A 20,145-nucleotide genomic window follows, 5' to 3' on the forward strand; every position below is an offset into this window, starting at 1 on the left:
CCGAGGAGTATCGATGAAGCCGAAGGAGACCGGAAAAGTGCGCTACGCCTATGGGGTCGCAATGGCCCTGCTCTTGGGAGGGACGGCCTTTTCGATCGCGACCGGCCCGGTCGGCGCACAAACCGCGCAGAACGCGCCCATGGCGATTCCGCCGTCCGGCGCGCCGATGTCCTTCGCCAACCTCGCCGACCGGGTGATGCCGGCAGTGGTCAACATCTCGACCAAGCAGAAGGTGCAGGTACGCCGCACCGTCGATCCGCTGGAAGAATTGTTCCGCCAGTTCGGCGCTCCGGTTCCGCAGCAACAACAGCAGCAGCAGGAAGGCCGCTCGCGCGAAACCGGCTCGCTCGGCTCGGGCTTCATCATCTCCGCTGACGGCTACATCGTCACCAACAACCACCTGGTGCAAGGCGCCAACGGCACCGGCACGGTGGACGAAGTCACGGTCACGCTGACCAACCGCAAGGAATATTCCGCGCGGATCATCGGCCGCGACCCGCTGGCCGATCTCGCCTTGCTGAAGATCGATGCCGTCAACCTGCCATTCGTGCGCTGGGGCGACAGCACCAATGCCCGCGTCGGCGACTGGATCCTGGCCATCGGCAACCCGTACGGGCTGGGCGGTTCGGTCTCCTCCGGCATCATTTCCGCGCTTCACCGCGGGATCACCGGCGTCGGCGCCTATGATCGCTACATCCAGACCGACGCGGCCATCAACATGGGCAACAGCGGCGGTCCGATGTTCGATCTTGCCGGCAACGTCATCGGCATCAACTCGGCGCTTATTTCCCCGACCGGCACCAACGTCGGCATCGGTCTCGCCATCCCGGCGGAAGCGGCCAAGCCGGTGATCGACGCGCTGCGCCGCGGCGAGAAGCCGGAGCGCGGATACCTTGGCGTTGGCCTGCAGGCCGTCGATGAAGACATCGCCTCCTCGCTTGGCCTGCCCAAGAACCGGGGCGAAATCCTGCGCACCGTGCAGCCCAACCAGGCCGCGGCCAAGGCCGGCCTGCAACAGGGCGACGTGATCGTCTCGGTCAATGGCACCGAAGTGAACCCCGACCAGACGGTGTCCTATTTGGTCGCCAACACCCGCGTCGGCTCGCGCATCCCGCTCGAAGTGATCCGCAACGGCCGCCGGATGACCGTTCAGGTCGTTGTCGGCCAGCGGCCTTCGGAAGAAGAACTGGCGCAGCAACTCGGCACTGGCGATGAAGACGCGCCGCAACAGCAGGAAGCCGCGCCGGCCAGCGAATCGCTCGGCCTCGGCTTGGCGCCGATCACGCCGCAGATTGCCCGCGCACTCAACCTCGAAGGCGGTGTCGCCGGGGTGGTGGTGACCAGCGTCAGCGCATCGGGCGATGCGGCCGCCAAGGGCATCCAGCGCGGCGACGTCATCCTCGCTATCCAGGGCCAGCGCGTGTCCACCCCGGCGCAGGTTGTTGCCGCGGTCCAGGCCGCCAAGCGAGCCGGCCGGTCGAGCGTGCTGCTGCTGGTCAAGCGCGGCCGGTCGCCGGAAGGCTTTATCGGGGTCGACATCAGCGGCGATTAAGGCCGGCGGATTCAGCGCTTGCGCGGTCGCGATAGTTTCGCGACTGTGCCGCGCGTGGCCATGGACCATCCGTGCACCCGCGTTCCCGGCAACGTCCGGGCAAAGGGCGAATGACCGATACGTGCGAGCTTGTCGGCGCGCTCGAGCGCGAGTGGCGCGACGCGCTTTGCGCCAAGGACATGGACCGGCTGCGGTCGCTGGTACACGCCAAATTCACCCTTATCGGCACCCGTGCCGGCGCACCGTTCCGCCTGTCGCGCGATGAATGGCTCGACGCCATCCAGAAGCGCGAGCTGCTGGGAATCGAACTCGACGTGCGCGAAGCGGCGGCGTTCCAGGACGTCATCGTCGGGACCATCGAGGCGCGCTGGCGCGTGTCCTACCTTGGCCGCGCGGTCGAGGATTGCGTCTTGCTGACCGACGTCTGGGTCCGCGATCAGGACCGCTGGCAGGTGGTGCGCCGCCACTCCAGCCCGATTCCTACTACGCCCGAACCGGTTCGGCGGCGCTAGCAAACCAACGACGGAGGCAAGGATGGCGACCCGCGCGGTGACGATCAAGGAACTGACTCTGCGCGGCATCGTGCTGGGCGCGATCCTGACGCTGCTGTTCACCGCCGCGAACGTCTATCTCGGCCTGAAGCTCGGGATCACCTTCGCCACGTCCATCCCCGCCGCCGTCATCTCGATGGCGGTACTCAAGCTATTTCGCGATTCGACGATCCAGGAAAACAATATCGTCCAGACGATCGCGTCCGCGGCCGGGACGCTGTCGGCGATTATCTTCGTCCTTCCCGGCCTGGTGATGATCGGCTGGTGGACCGGTTTTCCCTACTGGCTGTCGGTCGCGATCATCGCCACGGGTGGCATTCTCGGCGTGATGTATTCGGTGCCGCTGCGCCGAGCGCTGGTTACCGGGTCCGACCTGCCCTTTCCTGAAGGCGTGGCGGCGGCCGAAGTGCTCAAGGTCGGCGCGGGCGTCGGCGGGGCGGAAGAAAATCGCCGCGGGCTTGCCGCGATCGTTGCAAGCAGCCTCGTCTCTGCCGGCTTCTTCGTCCTCGCCAAGATGGCCATCGTCGCCGAATCCGTCAGCCGCGCTTTCCGCGTCGGCAGCGGCGCGACGGCGGTATCCGCGAGTTTCTCGATGGCGCTGATCGGTGTCGGGCACCTTGTCGGCATGGCGGTCGGGATCGCGATGTTCGTCGGCCTGCTGATCAGCTGGCTGGGCATCGTCCCGATCTGGTCGGCCGACCCGGCGGCGATCGCCGCCGCGGCCGATCCCGCCGAACTGGCCGGCAATACCTTCCGCCAGACGGCGCGGATCATCGGCGCGGGCACGATCGGCATCGCCGCCATCTGGACCTTGCTCAAGATTCTCGGGCCGGTGCTGTCGGGCATCCGCGCCGCGCTGGCGGCCAATCGCGCGCGCGGCTCGGGGCAGGAACTGGATATTACCGAGCGCGACCTGCCGATCACCATCGTCGGCGGAGCGATCGCCTTGTCGATGATCCCGATCGCCTTCCTGCTGTATGGCTTCGCGATGAGCGGCCCGGGCGCCAGCAGCCCCTTCGCCATCGTCGCCTTGTCGCTTGTTTATGTCATCGTCGCGGGCGTCGTGGTGGCGTCGGTTACCGGCTACATGGCCGGCCTGATCGGCGCATCGAACAGCCCGGTTTCCGGCATCGGTATCCTCTCGGTTCTGGGCATTGCGCTGATCCTCGCCGCGCTGTTCGGATCGGTGGACGCCGGGTCGACCCAGGCGCTGGTCGCCTTCGCGCTGTTCGTGACGGCGATCATCTTCGGCATCGGCACGATCTCGAACGACAATCTGCAGGACCTCAAGACCGGGCAGCTGGTCGGCGCGACGCCGTGGAAGCAACAGGTTTCGCTGGTCCTCGGCGTCATCTTCGGCGCGCTGGTCATCCCGCCGATCCTCGACTTGCTCAATACCGCTTTCACCTTTGCCGGCGCGCCCAACGCCCGCGAAGGCGCGCTGTCGGCGCCGCAGGCGGCGCTTATCTCGACCATCGCACAGGGCGTTCTCGGCGGCAGCCTCGACTGGGGCCTGATCGGCATCGGCGTCGCGATCGGCGCGGCGATCATCGTCGTCGACGAATTGCTGCGCCGAGCCACCGGCCGCTACAGCCTGCCTGCGCTGGCCGTGGGGCTGGGCATCTACCTGCCGATGGAATTGACCCTGCTGGTGCCGATCGGCGCATTGCTGGGCTGGCTCTACAACCGCTGGGCGGCGCGGCAGCGCAATCCTGAATTCGCCGAGCGGATCGGAACGCTGATGGCGACCGGCCTGATCGTCGGCGAAAGCCTGATGGGCGTGGCCTTCGCGGGCATCGTCGCGGCGGCCGAGCGCGCGGGATCGGAAAATAGCAGCGAAGTGCTGGCCATCGCCCGCGATTACGGCTGGGCGGCGCCGGTCGGGATCGTGATCTTCGCGGGCTCGATCGCCTGGCTGTACATGCGGACCCGGGCCGCCGCGGCAAGCGCGCCCGATCTGCCCGGCGACGATCTGGCGGCGCCGGTGGAAGGCGAAGTGCGCTAGGCCGTCACCGCGCGGCGCAGCCCTGCCGAATCATAGGGCTTTGCGCCCGCCTCGGCGGCGCGGACCAATTCCACGATCCGGCGATTGACCGGCGCGTCGCGGCCAATCCGCTCGGCCAGCGCGACCAGCTCGCCGTTGAGATAGTCGACTTCGGTGCGCCGTCCGGCGGCAAGGTCGTCGGCCATCGACGACCGGGCGCGAGCGTCGATCTTCCACGCCTTCAGGAACACTCCCTTGAACAGCCAGTCGGGCGCGGCGAGCACATAGGGCAGCAGCGCCGGACCGACGGCGCCGACCTTGGCCGGGCGAATGCCCGCGGCCTTGAGCAGGCGCAGTCCCTCGCGCTGCGAAGCGGCGGTGACCCGACGATAATCGCGCTGCTGAAGCTGTTCGAGCAGCGGCAGGCCGGACAGCGCGCTGACCGCGTTGTTGAGGTTGATGAGCAGCTTGCCCCAAGCGATGGCGGTCATGCCCGCAGCGGGCAGGATCGCTGCCGGCCCATCGCCGATCCTGGCCGCCAGGATGCGGACCCGGGGATGGTCCTCGGCGTGCAAGGTGCCGGCGACGCCCTTGTGAAAACGACCCTCGCCCAGATAGGCGACGTTGAACGGCACCATGCCGCGGACCACCTCGAATTCCTTGCCCAAGGTGTCGCGCAGCACGTCGAAATTGCTGATGCCGTTCTGGAAGCTGATGACCAGCGCGTCCGGCGATCCGTGGCGAGCGATCTGCAGCGCCGCGTCGCGGGTCGCCGCGCTCTTGACCGTCAGCGCGATCACGTCCGCACCTGCCAGGGCGCCGGGATCGGTGGTGAACTCGACCTCGGGGTGGGCGGTCCAGCCGGTGTAATCGCTCAGCGACAGGCCGTGGGCAGCCAGGTCGCCGCCGATGCGCTCGCGGCCGATCAGCACGGTGTCGATCCCCTTGGCCGACCAGCAGCCGCCGACGAAGCAGCCGATCGAACCGGCGCCGAGGACGGCGATCCGCATTAAGCCTAGCCGCGCCCCCGGTAAGGCTGCACGCCCTGGTCGGGCAGCCACAGATCCTGCGGCGGCGCCGCGCTTTGCCAGAAAACATCGATCGGCATTCCGCCCCGCGGATACCAGTAGCCGCCGATCCGCAGCCACCGCGGCTTCATTTCATCGAACAGGCGCTTGCCGATGCCGACGGTAACATCCTCGTGGAAGCCGCAATGGTTGCGAAACGCGCCGAGGAACAGTTTCAGGCTCTTGGATTCGACGATGGTCTCGCCGGGCGCATAATCGATGACGATATGGGCGAAATCGGGCTGGCCGGTCACCGGGCATAGCGACGTGAATTCCGGCGCCGCGAAGCGCACCAGATACAGGTCGCCGGGCCGCGGGTTAGGCACGTAATTGAGCGTCGCTTCGCTGGGGGAGGCGGGCAGCGCGCTGCTCTTGCCAAGGTGCGTCGTTTCCATGGGCTGGGCCTTTACGCCGGTGGTGCGCAGTCGGGCAACGCCCAGTCGATCGGCGGTCGCCCGCTCGCCTCCAGGAAGGCGTTGGTCCGGGAGAAATGGCGGCAGCCGAAGAAGCCGCGATAAGCGCTCAGCGGCGAAGGGTGCGGCGCCTCGAGCACAAGGTGGCGGGTGCGGTCGACCAGTGCCGCCTTGCGCTGCGCCGGGCTGCCCCACAGCAGGAAGGCGCTGGGCTCCGCCCGGTCGCTGACCAGCCGGACGATGGCGTCGGTCAGCCGTTCCCATCCCTGGTTGCGGTGCGACCCGGCTTGGCCGTTCTCGACCGTCAGCACGCTGTTGAGCAACAGGACGCCTTGCCGTGCCCAATGATCGAGCAAGCCGTGCGCCGGCGTCGGCAAGCCAAGATCGCTGCCCAGCTCCTTGAAGATGTTCTTGAGGCTGGGCGGCGGCGGCACGCCGGGCGGGACCGAAAAGCTGAGCCCGTGGGCCTGGCCTGGCCCGTGATAGGGGTCCTGTCCAAGGATCACCGCCCGGACGCTATCCAGCGGCGTAAGTTCGAGGGCGCGGAAGATGCTGGGCCCGTCGGGGTGGACGGTGCGGCCCGCCGCCTGTTGCCGGTCGAGGAAGCGCCGCAGGTCGGCGACGTAGGGCTCGGCAAGGTCGTCGGCCAGCGCGTCGCGCCAATCTTGCGGAATTGCCCAAAGCGGTGTCGCCATCGGCGCATTGTGCAGGCTAATAGGGGCAAATGAAATCGCTCGTCTCAACCGCCTGGCTCGCCGACCATCTCGACGAAACCGACATCACGGTCGTCGACTTCACCTGGTTCATGGGGGGCAGCGACCGCAACGGGGCCCGGGAGTATCTCGACGCCCATATTCCCGGGGCACGCTTCCTCGACATCGACGCGGTCAGCGACCCGGACCATCCCGCACCGCACATGCTGCCGGATGCGGACGCCTTTGCCAAAGCGGCGGAAGCCGCCGGCATCGACAGCGCCGACCGCATCGTCGTCTACGATAACAGCCCGCTGCGCACCGCGGCACGGGGCTGGTTCATGCTGCGCCACTTCGGCGCCCGCCGGGTCGCGGTGCTCGACGGCGGGCTGGGCAAGTGGCTGGCCGAAGGCCGGCCGGTCGAAAGCGGCGAGCCGCCGCACCGACCCGCCCGCTTCGAAGGCGACGAGCGGCAGGATGTCGTCACCAAGCGGCAGCTGCTGGCCTGGTCGGGCGTCACCCTGGTCGATGCCCGGGGCAAAGCGCGGTTCGAAGGCAGCGAGGCCGATCCGCGGCCCGGGGTCGCGGCGGGCCACATCCCCGGCGCTCGCAACGTCCCTTATGCCTCGGTGTACAACGAGGACGGCACGCTGCGGTCGGAATGCGAGCTGCTGCACATCTTCCGCGACGCCGGGCTCGACCCGCTGGAGGCGTTCGTCGCCAGTTGCGGGTCGGGGGTCACCGCCAGCAGCCTGCTGTTCGCCGCCCATCTGCTCGGCAACAATGCGGCGGAAATGTACGACGGCAGCTGGAGCGAATGGGGCGCCGACCCGGCGACCCCGAAGGCGCTGGGACCGGCCTAGGGCCGGGTGAAGATGCGTTCGAGGTCGCGAAGGCCCGAGCGCAGTTCGTCGGCGATGACCCGCAGCGCGGCGACGCTGGCGTCGGCGCCAAGGTCCCGCTGGAACGTGACCGCGTCGAGGCCCGCGGCGGCGGTGCCGACCAGTTCGGCCGAGCGGCGGTCGAAGCAGCGCCGGGCCACTTCGTCCGCGCTCTCCCACCGCGCCGAAAGTTCGTCGTCGTCCAGGTCCGAGGCCGGGCCGCCACCGAAATCGTCGACCATCCGAAGCGCGTTGCGCAGGCTGGCGAGGCGGGTCACCGGTTCGGGGTGAAGCCGCGGGGACGGTTTGGATTCGGGAGCTTGGGGCGACAGGTGCAGCATGATCGCCCTTGTCGGGCCCCATGCCTAAGAAAGTCTTAAGACGAGGCCTCGCCGTCGATATCGCGCAGGATCCAGCCGCGCTGCGGAATGGTCTCGATAAACTCCGCCCCGCCCGACGCGCTGCGCAGCTTCTTGCGCAGCTTGGAGATGAACACGTCGATGATCTTGGGCTGCGGCTGGTCGTCGGACCGGCGATAGAGATGCTTGAGCAGCATCGCCCGGGTGACGACATTGTTGCGCGCGAAGGCGAGCAGTTCGAGCACGCGATATTCCATCTCGGTAATCCCGATGGGATGCCCGTCGATGCGGATCAGCCGCTGCACCTGGTCGACCGCGAGACGGCCGCCGCACAAGCTTTCGGGCATTTCGCCGCCCGAGGCGCGCAGCGAGGCAACCAGCTTCGACGCCGCTTCGTCGCTTTCCGCCGCGGACACGCGGTCGGGCGATCCGATCAGCTCCTGCTGGATGTCGGCCAGCGCCTTGTGCGCTTCCTCGAGCAGGCGCGAGCCTTCCTCATACCGCCGCCGCGAGCGGTCGATCATCGATTCGATTTCGACGAGCCGCGTTGAGAGCGTTTCTTCAGCCATGGGTATCCTTTGCGATCGCCCTAGGGGACCTGGGCGGAGGCGACTTCGGTGTCGGCTTCGGGCGCGGCGATGATCGCGCGGGTGGTCTGGCCCATGTCGACGACCGTCGTGTCGGGATCGCCGGCGACCGAGCGAGCGCCAAGCGCGGCGCTTTCGCGGCCGGCTTCTTCAAGCAGGGTGCGTTCCGACGTCGGGCGCGGGGCCGGACCGCCGAACAGCGCTTCGATCGCCTGCGTCTGCGCGTCCTGCGGCGTGGTCGCGGCGGTGCCCGGAGCGGGCGGGGTCAGCGTATAGTCGGGCGGAATGATCAGCGGCGCGTTGCGAGCGACGGCGAATTCGTCCGGCGCGGCCTGCCGGCCCTTGAACAGGGTGCAGCCGCCAAGCGCAATCGCCGGGATCAGAAGGATGGTCAGGCTCTTACGCATTGGTCACGGACTCCTCAGGATTTTCGCTCCGCAGGATGAAAGCGCGGAGCACCAATATCACGACCCCGATGCTAATAGCAGCATCGGCGACATTGAAGACCAAAAAGGGGCGGAATTCCCCGAAGTGAAGGTCGGCGAAATCGACCACATAGCCATGGCGGATGCGGTCGAGGATGTTGCCCACCGCGCCGCCCAGGATCATGCCCAGCGCGGCCTGGTCCCAACGTGCCTTTTCCCGGCCCATCCACACCCCGACGGCGACGGCGATGGCGCTGGTCACGGCGATCAGCATCCACCGGCCGGTTTCCGTGGTGGCGTTGAACAGGCCCAGCGAAATGCCGTTATTTTCGGTCCACGTCAGGTTGAAGAAGGGCAACAGCACGATCTGCCCGACACGTTCCAGCGTCAGCGGACCGGCGACGATCCACTTGGTCAGCTGGTCGGCGATGAACACGGCCAGCGCGACGGCAAGGCCAAGTCGTCGGGATTTCACGCGGCGATTCCCCCAAAAGTCGCAAAAGTCGCACTCATATACGCGCGCGGGCCGGTGGCGGCGCGGCCGCCGGCCGGGCAGCGCAGGTCGTTGGCGGGGCAGCGATCGGTCACAGTTTCCCCAACCACATCGCGCGCCCTGTAGGACAGCAAATTATCCGCCATTGAGCACCGTGTCGCACCGGTCGCACAGCGCGCCATCCTCCACGACTTCGGGAAGGTAGCGCCAGCAGCGGCCGCATTTTTCGAACGCGGTCTGTGCAATCGCCAAAGTGTCGCCGCGATGAACCGCCGACGTGATGAACAGTTCGGCCAGCAGGTCCGGGGTGGCGGGCAGGTCGGGCAGGGTGACTTCGGCTTCGAGGCTCGACCGCACGACCTTGTCGCGGCGCAGCGGCTCGATCGCCTCGGTCACCTGTTCGCGCACGCGCCGCAGGGCGGACCAGCGGTCTTCCAGCGCGAGGTCGCGCCAGGCGTCGGGCAAGGGCGCGATGTCGACTAAATGGATGCTGTCCCGATCCGGCCAGCGGGTCTGCCACACTTCCTCGGCGGTGAAGACCAGCACCGGCGCGGCATAGGCCAGCAGCCGGTTGAACATGATGTCGAGCACGGTCCGGTACGCCTGCCGCTTGGGGTCGCCGGGCGCGTCGCAATAGAGGCTGTCCTTGCGGATATCGAAGAAAAAGGCGCTCAGATCCTCGTTGCAGAAATCGGTCAGCGCGCGGGTGTAATCGTTGAAATCGAAATTGCCGATGTCAGCCATCAGCCGCTCGTCGAGCGCTTTCAGCCGGGACAGCATGTAGCGCTCGAGCTCCGGCATGTCCTCCGGCTTGCGCAGCTCGGCGGCCTCGTCGTACCCGTCCAATGCGCCGAGCAGGTAGCGGAAGGTGTTCCTGAGCTTGCGATACTGGTCGGCGACGCCCTTCAGGATCTCATCGCCGATGCGATGGTCCTCGGTGAAATCGACCGACAGCGCCCACAGCCGGATGATGTCCGCGCCATAGGTTTCCATCACCTTGTTCGGGTCGACCGTGTTGCCGAGCGACTTCGACATCTTCTTGCCGGCCGAATCCATGGTGAAGCCATGGGTCAGCACGGCGTCGTAAGGCGCGCGGCCGCGGGTGCCGCAGCTTTCCAGCAGCGACGACTGGAACCAGCCGCGGTGCTGGTCAGAGCCTTCGAGGTAAAGGTCGGCGGGCCAGCGCTGGTCGGGCCAGCGATCGCCGAGCAGGGTGAAGACGTGGGTACAGCCGCTGTCGAACCATACGTCGAGGATGTCGGTGACCATCTCGTAATCGTCGGGGTTGCGGTTGCCGAGAAAGGCGGCGGCATTGTCCGGCGACCAGGCGTCGACGCCGCCCGTGGCGATGGCCTCGACGATGCGGGCATTGACCTCCGCATCGACCAGCGGCTGGCCGCTCTTGCGGTCGACGAACAGGGCGATGGGCACGCCCCAGGCGCGCTGGCGGCTGATCACCCAGTCGGGGCGGCCTTCGACCATCGAGCCGATGCGGTTGCGGCCTTTTTCGGGGACGAAGCGGGTGTCGGCGATGGCGCGCATGGCCAGTTGGCGCAGGGTCGGGGTCGCGCCCTCGAAGGCGCCGCCTTCATTCTCCCAGCGGCGCTCGGCAAAGGTCTCGCAATGATCGGCGGCGAGCGGCCGGTCCATGCCGATGAACCATTGCGGGGTGCAGCGGTAGATGACCTTGGCCTTGGAGCGCCACGAATGCGGGTAGCTGTGTCTGAAGTCGGCGGACGCGGCGAGCAGCGCGCCGGCTTCGCGCAGGTCGGTGCAGATCGGGCCGTCGGGCGCGTTGAATTTGGCGTTGATGACGCTGCCTTGGCCACCCAGCCACGGCCAGTCGGCGCGATATTTGCCGTCGCCCTCGACCGCGAATTGCGGGCCGATGCCATTCGCCTGACACAGCTCGAAATCGTCCTCGCCATGGTCCGGCGCCATGTGGACGAGGCCGGTGCCCTGGTCGGTGGTAACGAAGTCGCCGGGCAGGAACGGACGCGGCTTGGCAAAGAAGCCGCCGAGGTGGTGCATCGGGTGGCGGGCGACGGTGCCCGCGAGGTCGGAGCCTGTTCCTTCCCACACCTCGTCTAGGATGACCGTACCTTGCGCCTCACGTGAAATGCGAGCGGCAAAGTCATCCGCCAACTCTTGGCCGATCAGATACGTGCCCGTTAGGTTTTCAGCAGGGGACGACGTAACCTTGAAGTCGCTCGAAGCTTCGACGAAGCCTGCTGTAACGCTCACCCGGTACAGCACGTATTCGACGTCTGGCCCGTAGGCGATCGCCTGGTTAACCGGGATCGTCCACGGCGTGGTCGTCCAGATCACCGCATGCGCGCCAACCAGCTCGGGGATCGGGCTCTCGACGATCTCGAACGCGACATCGATCTGGGTCGAGACGATGTCTTCATATTCGATCTCGGCTTCGGCCAGCGCGGTCTTTTCGACCGGGCTCCACATCACCGGCTTGGCGCCGCGGTAGAGCTGGCCGGACTCGGCGAACTTGAACAACTCGGAGACGATCGTCGCCTCGCTGTCATACTGCATCGTCAGATAGGGATTGTCCCAATCGCCGCCGACGCCAAGGCGCTTGAGCTGTTCGCGCTGCACGTCGACCCAATGCTGGGCATAGTCCCGGCACTCGGCGCGGAATTCGGCGACCGGCACCTCGTCCTTGTTGAGCTTCTTCTTGCGGTACTGCTCCTCGACCTTCCATTCGATCGGCAGGCCGTGGCAGTCCCAGCCGGGGACGTAAGGCGCGTCCTTGCCCAGCAGGGTCTGGGTGCGGACGACCATGTCCTTCAAGGTCTTGTTGAGCGCGTGGCCGATGTGGATGTCGCCGTTGGCATAAGGCGGGCCGTCGTGGAGGATGAACTGTTCGCGGCCGGAGCGGCTGAGGCGCAGCTGGCCGTACAGATCCTGTTCCTGCCAACGGGCAAGGATCGCCGGTTCCTTCTGCGGCAAGCCGGCTTTCATCGGAAAGTCGGTCCTGGGAAGGAAGACGGTCGGCCGGTAGTCGGGCTTCGAGCCCTCGTCAGCTTTTGGCGCGTCGGACATTCGCGCGCGGCTCTAGCGGGCGGTTGCGGGAATGCAAATGGCGCGCTTGCGTCATCCGTCCTTCTTCGCGGCCGCGAGGCGCGGGCGGAGCGCGCTTTCCAGGTCGCCGGACGCGGTTCGGAAGGCGTCCAGCGCGGGCCCGGCGTCGGTGCCGTCGCGGGCCGCGGTCTCGACCTCGCGCGCCGCCTGCGACAGGCGCGGCAGGCCAAGCATGCCGGCCTGCGAGACGATCTTGTGGGCGGTCGCTTCCAGCCCCGCATCGCCCGGCGCGGCGGCGACCACGGCGTCGATCTGCGCCTGCAGCGCGTCGAGATGCTTCTCGAGCGAGGCCGGGGGGAGCGATTCGAGCACGCCGGAAAAAATATCGTCGTCGAAGATCGCCTGCGAGGCGTCCGCCGCGGGGGCGGCGACGGCGGCGCGGCCGGCAATCACCGCGGCGATGGCCGAATGAAGCTCGCGCTGGCGGATGGGCTTGGCGACGTGGCCGTTCATGCCCGCGGCGAGGAATTCGCGGACCTGTTCGGGCAATACGTTGGCGGTCATCGCCAGGATGGGGATGTCGCGCGCGGGCGGGTCGAGCGCGCGGATCGCTCGGGTCGCGCTGATCCCGTCCATGTTGGGCATCTGGATATCCATCAGCACAAGGTCGTAGGCCTTGTCCTGGACCGCGCGCACCGCCTCCACCCCGTCGCGGGCGATGTCGACCGGATGGCCGCCGCGCTCGATCACGGCGCGGGCCAGTTCCTGGTTCATCGGCAGGTCCTCGGCGACGAGGATGGCGGCCGGGCGGCTGGCCGCGACCGGCTCGTGCGCCGACTGGAATTCGGGCTCCGTCGTGCGCGGCAGGGTCAGGTCGAACCAGAAGCAGGAGCCGCGGCCGAGGGCGCTGGTGAAGTCGATCTCGCCGCCCATCTGCTCGACCAGCCGCTTGGAAATGCTCAGCCCCAGCCCGGTGCCGCCGAAGCGGCGGGTGATCGAGGCTTCGGCCTGGACGAAGGGCTGGAACAGCTGCGCCTGCTGCGCGGTCTCGATGCCCTCGCCGGTGTCGGTGACCGAAAAGCGGATGCGGTCGGCGCCGTCGGCGGAGGCGCGCAGCGCGACGTTGAGCACGACCGAGCCGGTCGAGGTGAACTTCACCGCGTTGTTGAGCAGGTTCAGCAGCACCTGCCGGATGCGGTCGGAATCGCCGAGGTAATAGGTCGCCAGTCGGGCATCGAGGTCGACGCGCAGGTCGAGCGCCTTGGCGTCGGCGGTGCCGCGGACGATCGACACGCTGTTGTCGACCATCATCTCGATCGCGAAGGGCTCGGGCGACAATTCGATCTTGCCGGCCTCGATCTTCGAAAAATCGAGCAGGTCGTTGACCACCGTCAGGAGCATCGTGCCGGCGTCCTCGATCAGCTCGACATAATGGCGGTCGCCGGTTTTCAGCGACTTGCTGTCGAGCAGCAGGTCGGCGAAGCCGATGATGCCGTTGAGCGGGGTGCGGATCTCGTGGCTCATGACCGCGAGGAAGTCGCTCTTGGCGCGGGCGGCGTCCTCGGCGGCGCGCTGCGCCTGCTGGAGCGCACGGCCCCAGGCGCGCGCCGGGCGGACGAGGAAACCCCAGGCGATGCCGATGACGATCAGCGCGAACAGGCTGACGAAGAAGTTGAGCTTCAGATAGCTGTCGGTCTGCGCGCGCGACGCGGTCACGAAGGCGCGCGAGCGGTTCTGGATGTCGGACAGCAATTTCTGCGATTCGGCCAGGCGCTGTTCGTAGTCGCTGGAGGCGAGGATCGTGCGCGCCTCGGCACGGCGGCCGGCAAGGGCGGCGCGGACCGCGCTGCGCTCGACTTCGGTGATCCCGTCCTGCGCGTTCTCGATCAGCGAGAAGGCGTCGCGGTTTTCCGGCAGCTGGATCGATTCCTCGAGGTGGCTGGCGGTTTCGGCGACGTCGATGCGCAGCCGGTCGTAGCGCCGGGCGTAGCGCGGCTCGCCGGTGGAAATGGCGACGTCGGCGAGCAATTGCAGCAGCTCGTTCTGGCGCTGCAGCCGTTCGCTGGCGTTGATCACCTCGACCTGCGAGCGGCCGATGAAGCGGATCCGCTCGCCCACCGCCCAGGTGGTGACGGCCGACGCGATGGCGATGATCAGCATCGCCACCACGCCCGCCGTGATGATGCGGATGGGGAAGCGGGCGACCGGGGTCTCCGGCGGTACGGCGAGGTCGCTCATGCGGTGGCGAATCCCTTGCGCGTCATCTTGCCCCAGCCCTGTTTCTTGCGAAGAAATTGCCACCAGCCGCGCAGCCGCCACAAGTTGGCCAGCTGGCGGAAGCCGAAATTCTCGGCCACCGCGACGACGGTCAGAACGGTGAGGTCGCGGGCGCGCGGGAAACGGCGCAGCTCGATTTCCTCGAGGATCAGGGTGGCGACGCTGACGAAGATGCCGAGCGTGAAGGTCACCGCGAGGAAGGCGAGCAGATAATCGACCGACAGGATGCCGAGCGCCCACAGGCCCGGCACCAGTATATAGCCCAGCCCTTCGACCAGCGGGCCGAGCACGTCGACCAGCAGGATGTTGCCGAAGCCGACGAAACCGACGCGGCCGTAGCGCGGGTTGAACAGCATGCCCTTGTGCCGGGAAAAGGTTTCCAGCGATCCGCGCTGCCACCGCGCGCGCTGGCGGCCGAGAATGGTGAGATCTTCCGGGACCTCGGTCCAGCACACCGGCTCGGGGATGAAGTGGACTCGATAGTCCTCCTTCCGGTCGCGCATCAGCCGATGCAGCTTGACCACCAGTTCCATGTCCTCGCCGACGGTGCCGTGCGAATAGCCGCCGACGTCGATCACCGCCCGACGCTGGAACAGGCCGAAGGCGCCGGAGATGACGGTCAGGGTGCGCATCGTGCTGAGCGCCAGCCGGGCCATCAGGAAGGCGCGCAGATATTCCATGATCTGGATCAGCGCGAGCCAGTTGGTCGGCAGGCGCACGTCGGACACGCGCCCGGCGGCGATGCGCGAACCGTTGGCGATCCGCACCGTCCCGCCGACCGCGATCGTTCGCACCGGGTCCTCGACGAACGGGCGGACGGCGCGCAGCAGGGCTTCCGGTTCGAGCAGGCTGTCGGCGTCGATCGAACAGAAGATCGGCATGCGCGCGACATTAATGCCGGCGTTGAGGGCATCCGACTTGCCGCCGTTTTCCTTGTCGATGACCAGCAACCGCGGCAGTTTGGGCGAGGCGTAGAGGCCGCGGATCGGCGCGTGCCGGACGCGCTCGTCATGATAGCGTTCGACCTTTTCCAGCCCGAAATGTTCGACCACCGTGTCCAGCGTGCGGTCGCCCGACCCGTCGTTGATGACGATCACTTCGAAGTCGGGATAGTGCAGCGCCAGCAGCGAATTGACGCTTTCGACGATGGTGACTTCCTCATTGTAGGCCGGGGCGAGGACGGCGATCGGCGGCGCTTCCTCCGCATAACGGCGCCACAGGATCGAGGCACGCGCGATCGGCGGCCGGGTGCCCAGCGCGACGGCGGCATAGACCAGCTGGACGATATAGAAGCCGGCCTGGAGCAGCCCGGTGACGATGACCAGGATGGCGATCCCTTCCGCCAGTTCGCGGACCCAGTCCTGCCAGACGATCAATGCAGGTTCCGCTCGGCCAGAATCTTGGTCGCCGCCGTCCGCCCGGGTTCGCTGTCCGACGCGGCGACGTCGCGCAGGATCGCCTCGCCGGCCGGACCGAACAGGGTCAGCGCCTCGGCCGAGCGGAAGCGGACCCACCATTCGCTGTCGCCGAGCCGCCGGCGCAGGTTGGGCGCCAGCCCGGTAAGGCCGATCCGCCCGGCCGCTCGGGCGGCCGCGCCGCGCACTTCCCAATGCGGGTTTTCCAGCGCTCGGCGAATGGCCGGCTCCGCCGCCGGATGACCGAAGGCGCCGAGCGCACGCAGGTAGCGGGTCAGGTGGCGGGGATTGTCTTCTTCCCCGACCAAACTGACGATCAGCGGGACGAGCGTGTAGTCGGCGGACGCGGAGAGGGATTCGATGATCGCCGCCTTGGCGCCCGCGGGAATGGCGGGATCGACCAGCAACGCCTTCAATTCTTCCGGCCGCCGTTCCGCCACGTCGCGGAACAGCGACGCGGCGAGCAGCGAATTTTCGGTGCTGCCGATGCCCAGCTTGTAGACCAGTTCCGATGCCGGCGGCGTCTGGCCGGTCGCGGCGAGCGACAATGCGGCGGCGATGCGCACGCTGCTGTTGCGGTCCTGGAGCGCCGCGCGCAGCCGCGCGATGCTCTTGTCGTCGGCGAATTGCGCCAGCGCCTCGGCCGCGGCCAGGCGGACTCGCGGCGACCCGCTGTCCAGCTGGTGGCGCAGGCGTTCGGGCACGCCCATCGCGGTCGCTGCGGCGACCAGCCGGTCGCGTTCTGCTCCGCGCACCAGTTCGATCAGCTCGACGGCAAGCGTCGTCAGCAGCTTGCGATTGAAGTCAGGCGCGGGACCGCCGGCATCGTCGCCCAGCAGCAGGGGCACAAGCCGGTCGCGCTCCGCCAGCCGCCGCCGGGTGAGGCCGGCGGTAATCAGCCGGGCGATGAGCAGCAGGACCATGATGCCCAGCGACACGCCGGCCATCGCCAGCGACACCAGCCACAGGGTCTCGAGACTGGTCAAAAACGCAGGCCCAGGCCCGTCGCGACCTCCAGCCGGTCGGCGCTGCCCTGACGGTCCTCCCGGTTGACGGACAGGCGCAGGTTGACCCGGTCGGTCACGTCGAAGGCCGCGCCGCCGAACACCGCAAAGGTGTCGACGACCACGCCTTCGGTGACGTCGGGTGCGTCGGATAGGCCACCGAACAGGCGCAGCCGCGGCGCGGCCATCACGTCGGCGCGCGCCAGCCAGCCGGTGCGCCACTGGCCGCCTTCGACCACGTTGATCATCCGCGCGGTCAGCCAGTGGCCGCCGGGCAGATATTGTTCGAGGCCGGGGCTGATCATGTCGACATTGCCGGTGGGATAGCGCGAATGGCGCGCCTCGATCGTCGCCACCGTGGCCGACGGTCCCTGCGACAGCTTGAACGCGCCGCCGCCGCCAACCTGCCAGCGCGGGCGGAAGTCGGCGTCGGGGGTGCCCCCGGCGTACAGCCACAGCGTTGCCTGGTCGCCGACGCGCTGTTCGACGCGCACTTCGCCATAAGTGTCATCGCGTCCGAAACGGTGCGACTGTTCCAGCCCGATGCCGATCCGCGTCGCCGGACTGGCCCAGCCGGCGATCCGCAGCGCGAAATCCTGCCAATCGCTGGCCCCATCGAGGTCGCTGTAGCTGGCGTCGAAATCGGCCTGCCAGCGGTAAGCAGGCACGGTGGCGGCCTCGCCGGACAGGTGCGTGCGCAGCGCGGCGGCGTCGCTGTTCGACGGGCCGACCGGCGCCAGTTCGGCCAGCGCCGCGGTGCGGTCGCCGCGCCGGTCGTAAAGGCGGGCAAGCGCAATCCGGGCATCGTCATAGCCGGGTGCGATGGCCAGCGCCGCGCGCAACGCGCGCTCGGCGTCGTCGAGCCGGTCGGCGGCCAGCAATGCGAGGCCGTATTGCAGCTGCGCATCGGCGTTGGCCGGCTCCGCCGAGGCGGCCTGGCCGAGGAGGTCGACGGCTTCGGCGGTGCGCCCGGCAAGCCGCGCCTCGACCCCGCGATCGTAGGCGCCGGGGGCTTCGGCGACGGCGGCAGCGGGCAGGGCAAAAGCGGCCAGCGCTGCAAGCAGCCGGAAGGTTGTCATTCGGCCTGTTCCAGCAGGCGGGTGAGGCGGGCGACCAGTTCTTCGGGGCTGAACGGCTTGACCATGTAATCGCTGGCGCCGAGCGCGAGCGCGCCGACCACGTCCGCTTCCTGCTTGCGGGCGCTGAGCATCATCACCGGGATGTCGCGCGTGTCGGCATTTTCCTGCAGCCGGCGGAGCAGCTGCATCCCGTCCATCACCGGCATCATCGAATCGAGCACGATCGCGTCGGGGCGCCGCGCCTCGATCCGCGCCAGCGCGTCGCCGCCGTCGCTGGCGACATCAACATCGTAGCCGCGCGACGTCAGCCGGAAGCGGACGATATCGACCAGCAGGGCGTCGTCATCGCACACTAGGACTGTCTTGGTCACCGGATCCCCACGCAAGCACCGCGCCGCCCAGCCGACTTAGGCGGGCCAAGCCGCGCCCTCAAGTAACTTCGGATAGGGAGAAAGTCCGTGTTGGACAGGCATCTCGCACTTCTCGCGCGGAGCGATTAGGTTGGCCCGATGACCGGCGACGAGCAGCTCCTCGAAAGCATCGGGCTAAGCCCGATCGCGACCGTCGTCAGCAATCCGCGCCAGCCGGACAATCCGCTGGAGGTAGTCAACACCGCCTTTTGCGAGCTGACCGGCTATCGCGAGGCCGAGATCCTGGGCCGCAATTGCCGCTTCCTTGCCGGCGACGGGACGGAGCCGTGGGTCACCGACCAGTTGCGCAGCGCCATCCGCACGCGCCGGCCGGTGCTGGTCGATATCCTCAATTATCGCCGCGACGGGACGCCGTTTCGCAACGGCGTGCTGGTGTCGCCCTTGTTCGGGGAGGACGGCAACCTCAACTGGTTCCTGGGATCGCAGGTCGACCTGGGCGACGAGGCGGCGCCCCTGTTCGCCGCGCGCCGGGCGCAGGCGGTGGCGCGGGTCAAGGCGCTGCCCGACCGGCGCCGGCAAGTGCTGGAAATGATGTCGCGCGGCCTGCTCAACAAGCAGATCGCGTGGGAGCTGAAAATCAGCGAGAAGACGGTCAAGATGCATCGCGCCCTGCTGCTTGAGCAACTGGGCGTGGCGACGTCGGCCGACGCCATCCGCATCGCGGTGGAAGCCGGCCTCTAGGCCCGCGGCGCCGGGGGTGCCGTCCAAAGTCCATATGGAGCGCGCGGGGCCGCGGGCGTAATCACGAGACTGCAATCGTCCGTCTTCGGGACAACGGGCGCGCTGACCCTCCTGATGTCCGCGTCCGTGCGCCGGTCGCAAGCCTGTTACCCAAGGCGGCCGGCGCAACCCTTCGACTGCATCGGGACGCGACGCGAGGGCCCTTGCCGGCTATCGTGAAAGGCGGCGGCCGGCACCCCCCGGCCGCCGTTTCTATTGGGGCAGGGCGAGCAGGCGGCGGGCCTGCGCCTCATCCTCGCGCATTTGCGCGACCAGCGCGTCGAGGCCGTCGAACTTTTGCTCGCCGCGCAGGAAGGCGATGACGTCGACCTCCAGCACGCGGTCGTAGAGGTCGCCGGACCAGTCGAAGATGAAGACTTCGAGCAATTCGCGGGCCGGTTCGAACATCGGCCGGACGCCGAGGTTGGCGACGCCGTCATGCTCGCTGCCGTCGTCGAGGCGGACGCGAACGGCATAGATGCCGTAGGCCGGGCGCTGGTAGCCGCCGAGCGACAGGTTGGCGGTCGGATAGCCCAGTTCGCGGCCGCGCGCGTCGCCGCGCTCGACGGTGCCTTCGATGGAGAAGGGACGGGTCAGCAGGCGCGTTGCGGTTGCCGGGTCGCCCGCCGCCAGAGCATCGCGAATCCGGCTCGATGAGACCGGCTGGCCGCCGACCATCACCGGCGGCACCGCTTCGGCGTCGATGCCGTGGGCGCGGCCCAGGGTGCGCAGGCTGTCGGCATTGCCCGACCGGCCGCGGCCGAAGGTGAAGTCTGTGCCGGTGACGACCCCGGCAAGGCCGAAGCGGCCGGCCAGCACGCCGGATACGAAGTCGTCCGCGCCCGTCGCGGCCAGGGCCTCGTCGAACGCGAAGACCAGCATCGCGTCCGCGCCGGCGTGGGCGAACAGGCGTTCGCGCTGGTCCAGCGTGGTCAGCCGGAAGGGCGGGGCGTCGGGCTTGAAATGGTGCACCGGATGGGGGTCGAAGGTCGCGACGATGACCGGCGCGCGCTTGTGGAAGCCAAGCGAGATCGCCCGATTGACGACCGCCTGGTGACCAAGGTGGAAGCCGTCGAAATTGCCCAGCGCCAGGACCGCTCCGCGCAGGCTGTCAGGCAGTGGCTGGTCGGAGGCAAGGCGCTGCATCGCCCGGCGCTGTATCGGCGGCCGGGCCGCTGG

19 protein-coding genes are annotated in these 20,145 nt (G+C 68.1%); 5 read left to right on the forward strand and 14 right to left on the reverse strand.

What is annotated here, in order from left to right; translation table 11 throughout:
* Nucleotides 1–13: 13 nt before the first annotated feature.
* The 3 genes from H8M03_RS10765 (at nt 14) to H8M03_RS10775 (ending at nt 4,108) form a co-directional block, all read left to right on the forward strand.
* Nucleotides 14–1,552 carry a Do family serine endopeptidase gene (locus tag H8M03_RS10765; RefSeq protein ID WP_246448864.1) on the forward strand — a complete coding sequence of 513 codons (1,539 nt, stop codon included), beginning with the start codon at nt 14–16 and terminating at the stop codon, nt 1,550–1,552.
* Between the two features lie 110 nt (nt 1,553–1,662).
* Nucleotides 1,663–2,064 (forward strand): nuclear transport factor 2 family protein, encoded by a 402-nt coding sequence (locus H8M03_RS10770; RefSeq protein WP_187479432.1) that lies wholly within the window; start codon nt 1,663–1,665, stop codon nt 2,062–2,064.
* Between the two features lie 22 nt (nt 2,065–2,086).
* Nucleotides 2,087–4,108: an OPT family oligopeptide transporter gene (locus H8M03_RS10775; RefSeq protein ID WP_187479433.1), complete on the forward strand. Its 2,022-nt coding sequence runs from the start codon at nt 2,087–2,089 to the stop codon at nt 4,106–4,108.
* Here the strand turns inward: H8M03_RS10775 and H8M03_RS10780 are convergent.
* The 3 genes from H8M03_RS10780 to ung are packed head-to-tail and all read right to left on the reverse strand — an operon-like array spanning nt 4,105 to nt 6,262.
* Complete coding sequence (locus tag H8M03_RS10780) at nt 4,105–5,097, reverse strand: 2-dehydropantoate 2-reductase (RefSeq protein ID WP_187479434.1); 993 nt, start codon at nt 5,095–5,097, stop codon at nt 4,105–4,107. The two genes, H8M03_RS10775 and H8M03_RS10780, sit on opposite strands and share 4 nt — an antisense overlap.
* A gap of 5 nt (nt 5,098–5,102) precedes the next feature.
* Entirely contained in the window at nt 5,103–5,549 is a 447-nt protein-coding gene (gene queF / locus H8M03_RS10785; RefSeq protein ID WP_187479435.1) for a preQ(1) synthase, read from the reverse strand.
* An 11-nt stretch (nt 5,550–5,560) separates the two neighbouring features.
* Entirely contained in the window at nt 5,561–6,262 is a 702-nt protein-coding gene (ung, locus tag H8M03_RS10790) for a uracil-DNA glycosylase (RefSeq protein WP_187479436.1), read from the reverse strand.
* Between the two features lie 29 nt (nt 6,263–6,291).
* Between ung and H8M03_RS10795 the strand changes: the two genes are divergently transcribed.
* Entirely contained in the window at nt 6,292–7,122 is an 831-nt protein-coding gene (locus H8M03_RS10795; RefSeq protein WP_187479437.1) for a sulfurtransferase, read from the forward strand.
* On the opposite strand, the gene H8M03_RS10800 is transcribed toward H8M03_RS10795, so the two are convergent.
* The 10 genes from H8M03_RS10800 to H8M03_RS10845 all read right to left on the reverse strand — a co-directional run bounded on the left by H8M03_RS10800 (nt 7,119) and on the right by H8M03_RS10845 (nt 18,186).
* The gene (locus H8M03_RS10800; RefSeq protein ID WP_187479438.1) at nt 7,119–7,481 is read right to left on the reverse strand and encodes a hypothetical protein; all 363 of its coding nucleotides are present in this window, start codon (nt 7,479–7,481) and stop codon (nt 7,119–7,121) included. The genes H8M03_RS10795 and H8M03_RS10800 overlap by 4 nt on opposite strands.
* A gap of 35 nt (nt 7,482–7,516) precedes the next feature.
* Nucleotides 7,517–8,068 carry a winged helix-turn-helix domain-containing protein gene (locus H8M03_RS10805; RefSeq protein WP_187479439.1) on the reverse strand — a complete coding sequence of 184 codons (552 nt, stop codon included), beginning with the start codon at nt 8,066–8,068 and terminating at the stop codon, nt 7,517–7,519.
* A 20-nt stretch (nt 8,069–8,088) separates the two neighbouring features.
* Nucleotides 8,089–8,493 carry a DUF3035 domain-containing protein gene (locus H8M03_RS10810; RefSeq protein ID WP_187479440.1) on the reverse strand — a complete coding sequence of 135 codons (405 nt, stop codon included), beginning with the start codon at nt 8,491–8,493 and terminating at the stop codon, nt 8,089–8,091.
* Nucleotides 8,486–8,986 (reverse strand): signal peptidase II, encoded by a 501-nt coding sequence (gene lspA / locus H8M03_RS10815; protein ID WP_187479441.1) that lies wholly within the window; start codon nt 8,984–8,986, stop codon nt 8,486–8,488. Before lspA ends, H8M03_RS10810 begins: the two co-directional genes overlap by 8 nt.
* 153 nt (nt 8,987–9,139) lie before the next feature.
* A complete protein-coding gene (ileS, locus tag H8M03_RS10820; protein ID WP_187479442.1) occupies nt 9,140–12,061 on the reverse strand; it encodes an isoleucine--tRNA ligase in 2,922 nt (973 codons plus the stop codon).
* 51 nt (nt 12,062–12,112) lie between these two features.
* Nucleotides 12,113–14,278, reverse strand: coding sequence for an ATP-binding protein (locus tag H8M03_RS10825; protein ID WP_187479443.1), 2,166 nt, complete (start codon nt 14,276–14,278; stop codon nt 12,113–12,115).
* The gene (locus tag H8M03_RS10830) at nt 14,275–15,693 is read right to left on the reverse strand and encodes a glycosyltransferase family 2 protein (protein ID WP_187481085.1); all 1,419 of its coding nucleotides are present in this window, start codon (nt 15,691–15,693) and stop codon (nt 14,275–14,277) included. Before H8M03_RS10830 ends, H8M03_RS10825 begins: the two co-directional genes overlap by 4 nt.
* Entirely contained in the window at nt 15,690–16,718 is a 1,029-nt protein-coding gene (locus H8M03_RS10835) for a HEAT repeat domain-containing protein (protein WP_187479444.1), read from the reverse strand. Before H8M03_RS10835 ends, H8M03_RS10830 begins: the two co-directional genes overlap by 4 nt.
* Nucleotides 16,715–17,815 (reverse strand): YaiO family outer membrane beta-barrel protein, encoded by a 1,101-nt coding sequence (locus H8M03_RS10840; protein ID WP_187479445.1) that lies wholly within the window; start codon nt 17,813–17,815, stop codon nt 16,715–16,717. The genes H8M03_RS10835 and H8M03_RS10840 overlap by 4 nt, the downstream gene beginning before the upstream one ends.
* Entirely contained in the window at nt 17,812–18,186 is a 375-nt protein-coding gene (locus H8M03_RS10845; RefSeq protein ID WP_187479446.1) for a response regulator transcription factor, read from the reverse strand. The genes H8M03_RS10840 and H8M03_RS10845 overlap by 4 nt, the downstream gene beginning before the upstream one ends.
* A gap of 138 nt (nt 18,187–18,324) precedes the next feature.
* Between H8M03_RS10845 and H8M03_RS10850 the strand changes: the two genes are divergently transcribed.
* On the forward strand, nt 18,325–18,927 hold the full coding sequence (locus tag H8M03_RS10850) for a PAS domain-containing protein (RefSeq protein WP_187479447.1): 603 nt from the start codon (nt 18,325–18,327) through the stop codon (nt 18,925–18,927).
* Nucleotides 18,928–19,179: 252 nt separating this feature from the next.
* Here H8M03_RS10850 and H8M03_RS10855 read toward each other — a convergent pair whose 3' ends face one another.
* Nucleotides 19,180–20,112, reverse strand: coding sequence for a bifunctional riboflavin kinase/FAD synthetase (locus H8M03_RS10855; RefSeq protein WP_187479448.1), 933 nt, complete (start codon nt 20,110–20,112; stop codon nt 19,180–19,182).
* Nucleotides 20,113–20,145 lie beyond the last annotated feature (33 nt).

The sequence above is a fragment of the Sphingomonas sabuli genome (assembly GCF_014352855.1).
GTDB lineage: Bacteria > Pseudomonadota > Alphaproteobacteria > Sphingomonadales > Sphingomonadaceae > Sphingomicrobium > Sphingomicrobium sabuli.

Excerpts from the sequence above, each read along its gene's own strand:
- H8M03_RS10765 (WP_246448864.1), top strand. The coding sequence starts at position 14 with ATGAAGCCGAAGGAGACCGGAAAAGTGCGCTACGCCTATGGGGTCGCA.
- H8M03_RS10770 (WP_187479432.1), top strand. The coding sequence starts at position 1,663 with ATGACCGATACGTGCGAGCTTGTCGGCGCGCTCGAGCGCGAGTGGCGC.
- H8M03_RS10775 (WP_187479433.1), top strand. The coding sequence starts at position 2,087 with ATGGCGACCCGCGCGGTGACGATCAAGGAACTGACTCTGCGCGGCATC.
- H8M03_RS10780 (WP_187479434.1), bottom strand. The coding sequence starts at position 5,097 with ATGCGGATCGCCGTCCTCGGCGCCGGTTCGATCGGCTGCTTCGTCGGC.
- queF (WP_187479435.1), bottom strand. The coding sequence starts at position 5,549 with ATGGAAACGACGCACCTTGGCAAGAGCAGCGCGCTGCCCGCCTCCCCC.
- ung (WP_187479436.1), bottom strand. The coding sequence starts at position 6,262 with ATGGCGACACCGCTTTGGGCAATTCCGCAAGATTGGCGCGACGCGCTG.
- H8M03_RS10795 (WP_187479437.1), top strand. The coding sequence starts at position 6,292 with ATGAAATCGCTCGTCTCAACCGCCTGGCTCGCCGACCATCTCGACGAA.
- H8M03_RS10800 (WP_187479438.1), bottom strand. The coding sequence starts at position 7,481 with ATGCTGCACCTGTCGCCCCAAGCTCCCGAATCCAAACCGTCCCCGCGG.
- H8M03_RS10805 (WP_187479439.1), bottom strand. The coding sequence starts at position 8,068 with ATGGCTGAAGAAACGCTCTCAACGCGGCTCGTCGAAATCGAATCGATG.
- H8M03_RS10810 (WP_187479440.1), bottom strand. The coding sequence starts at position 8,493 with ATGCGTAAGAGCCTGACCATCCTTCTGATCCCGGCGATTGCGCTTGGC.
- ileS (WP_187479442.1), bottom strand. The coding sequence starts at position 12,061 with ATGTCCGACGCGCCAAAAGCTGACGAGGGCTCGAAGCCCGACTACCGG.
- H8M03_RS10825 (WP_187479443.1), bottom strand. The coding sequence starts at position 14,278 with ATGAGCGACCTCGCCGTACCGCCGGAGACCCCGGTCGCCCGCTTCCCC.
- H8M03_RS10840 (WP_187479445.1), bottom strand. The coding sequence starts at position 17,815 with ATGACAACCTTCCGGCTGCTTGCAGCGCTGGCCGCTTTTGCCCTGCCC.
- H8M03_RS10850 (WP_187479447.1), top strand. The coding sequence starts at position 18,325 with ATGACCGGCGACGAGCAGCTCCTCGAAAGCATCGGGCTAAGCCCGATC.
- H8M03_RS10855 (WP_187479448.1), bottom strand. The coding sequence starts at position 20,112 with ATGCAGCGCCTTGCCTCCGACCAGCCACTGCCTGACAGCCTGCGCGGA.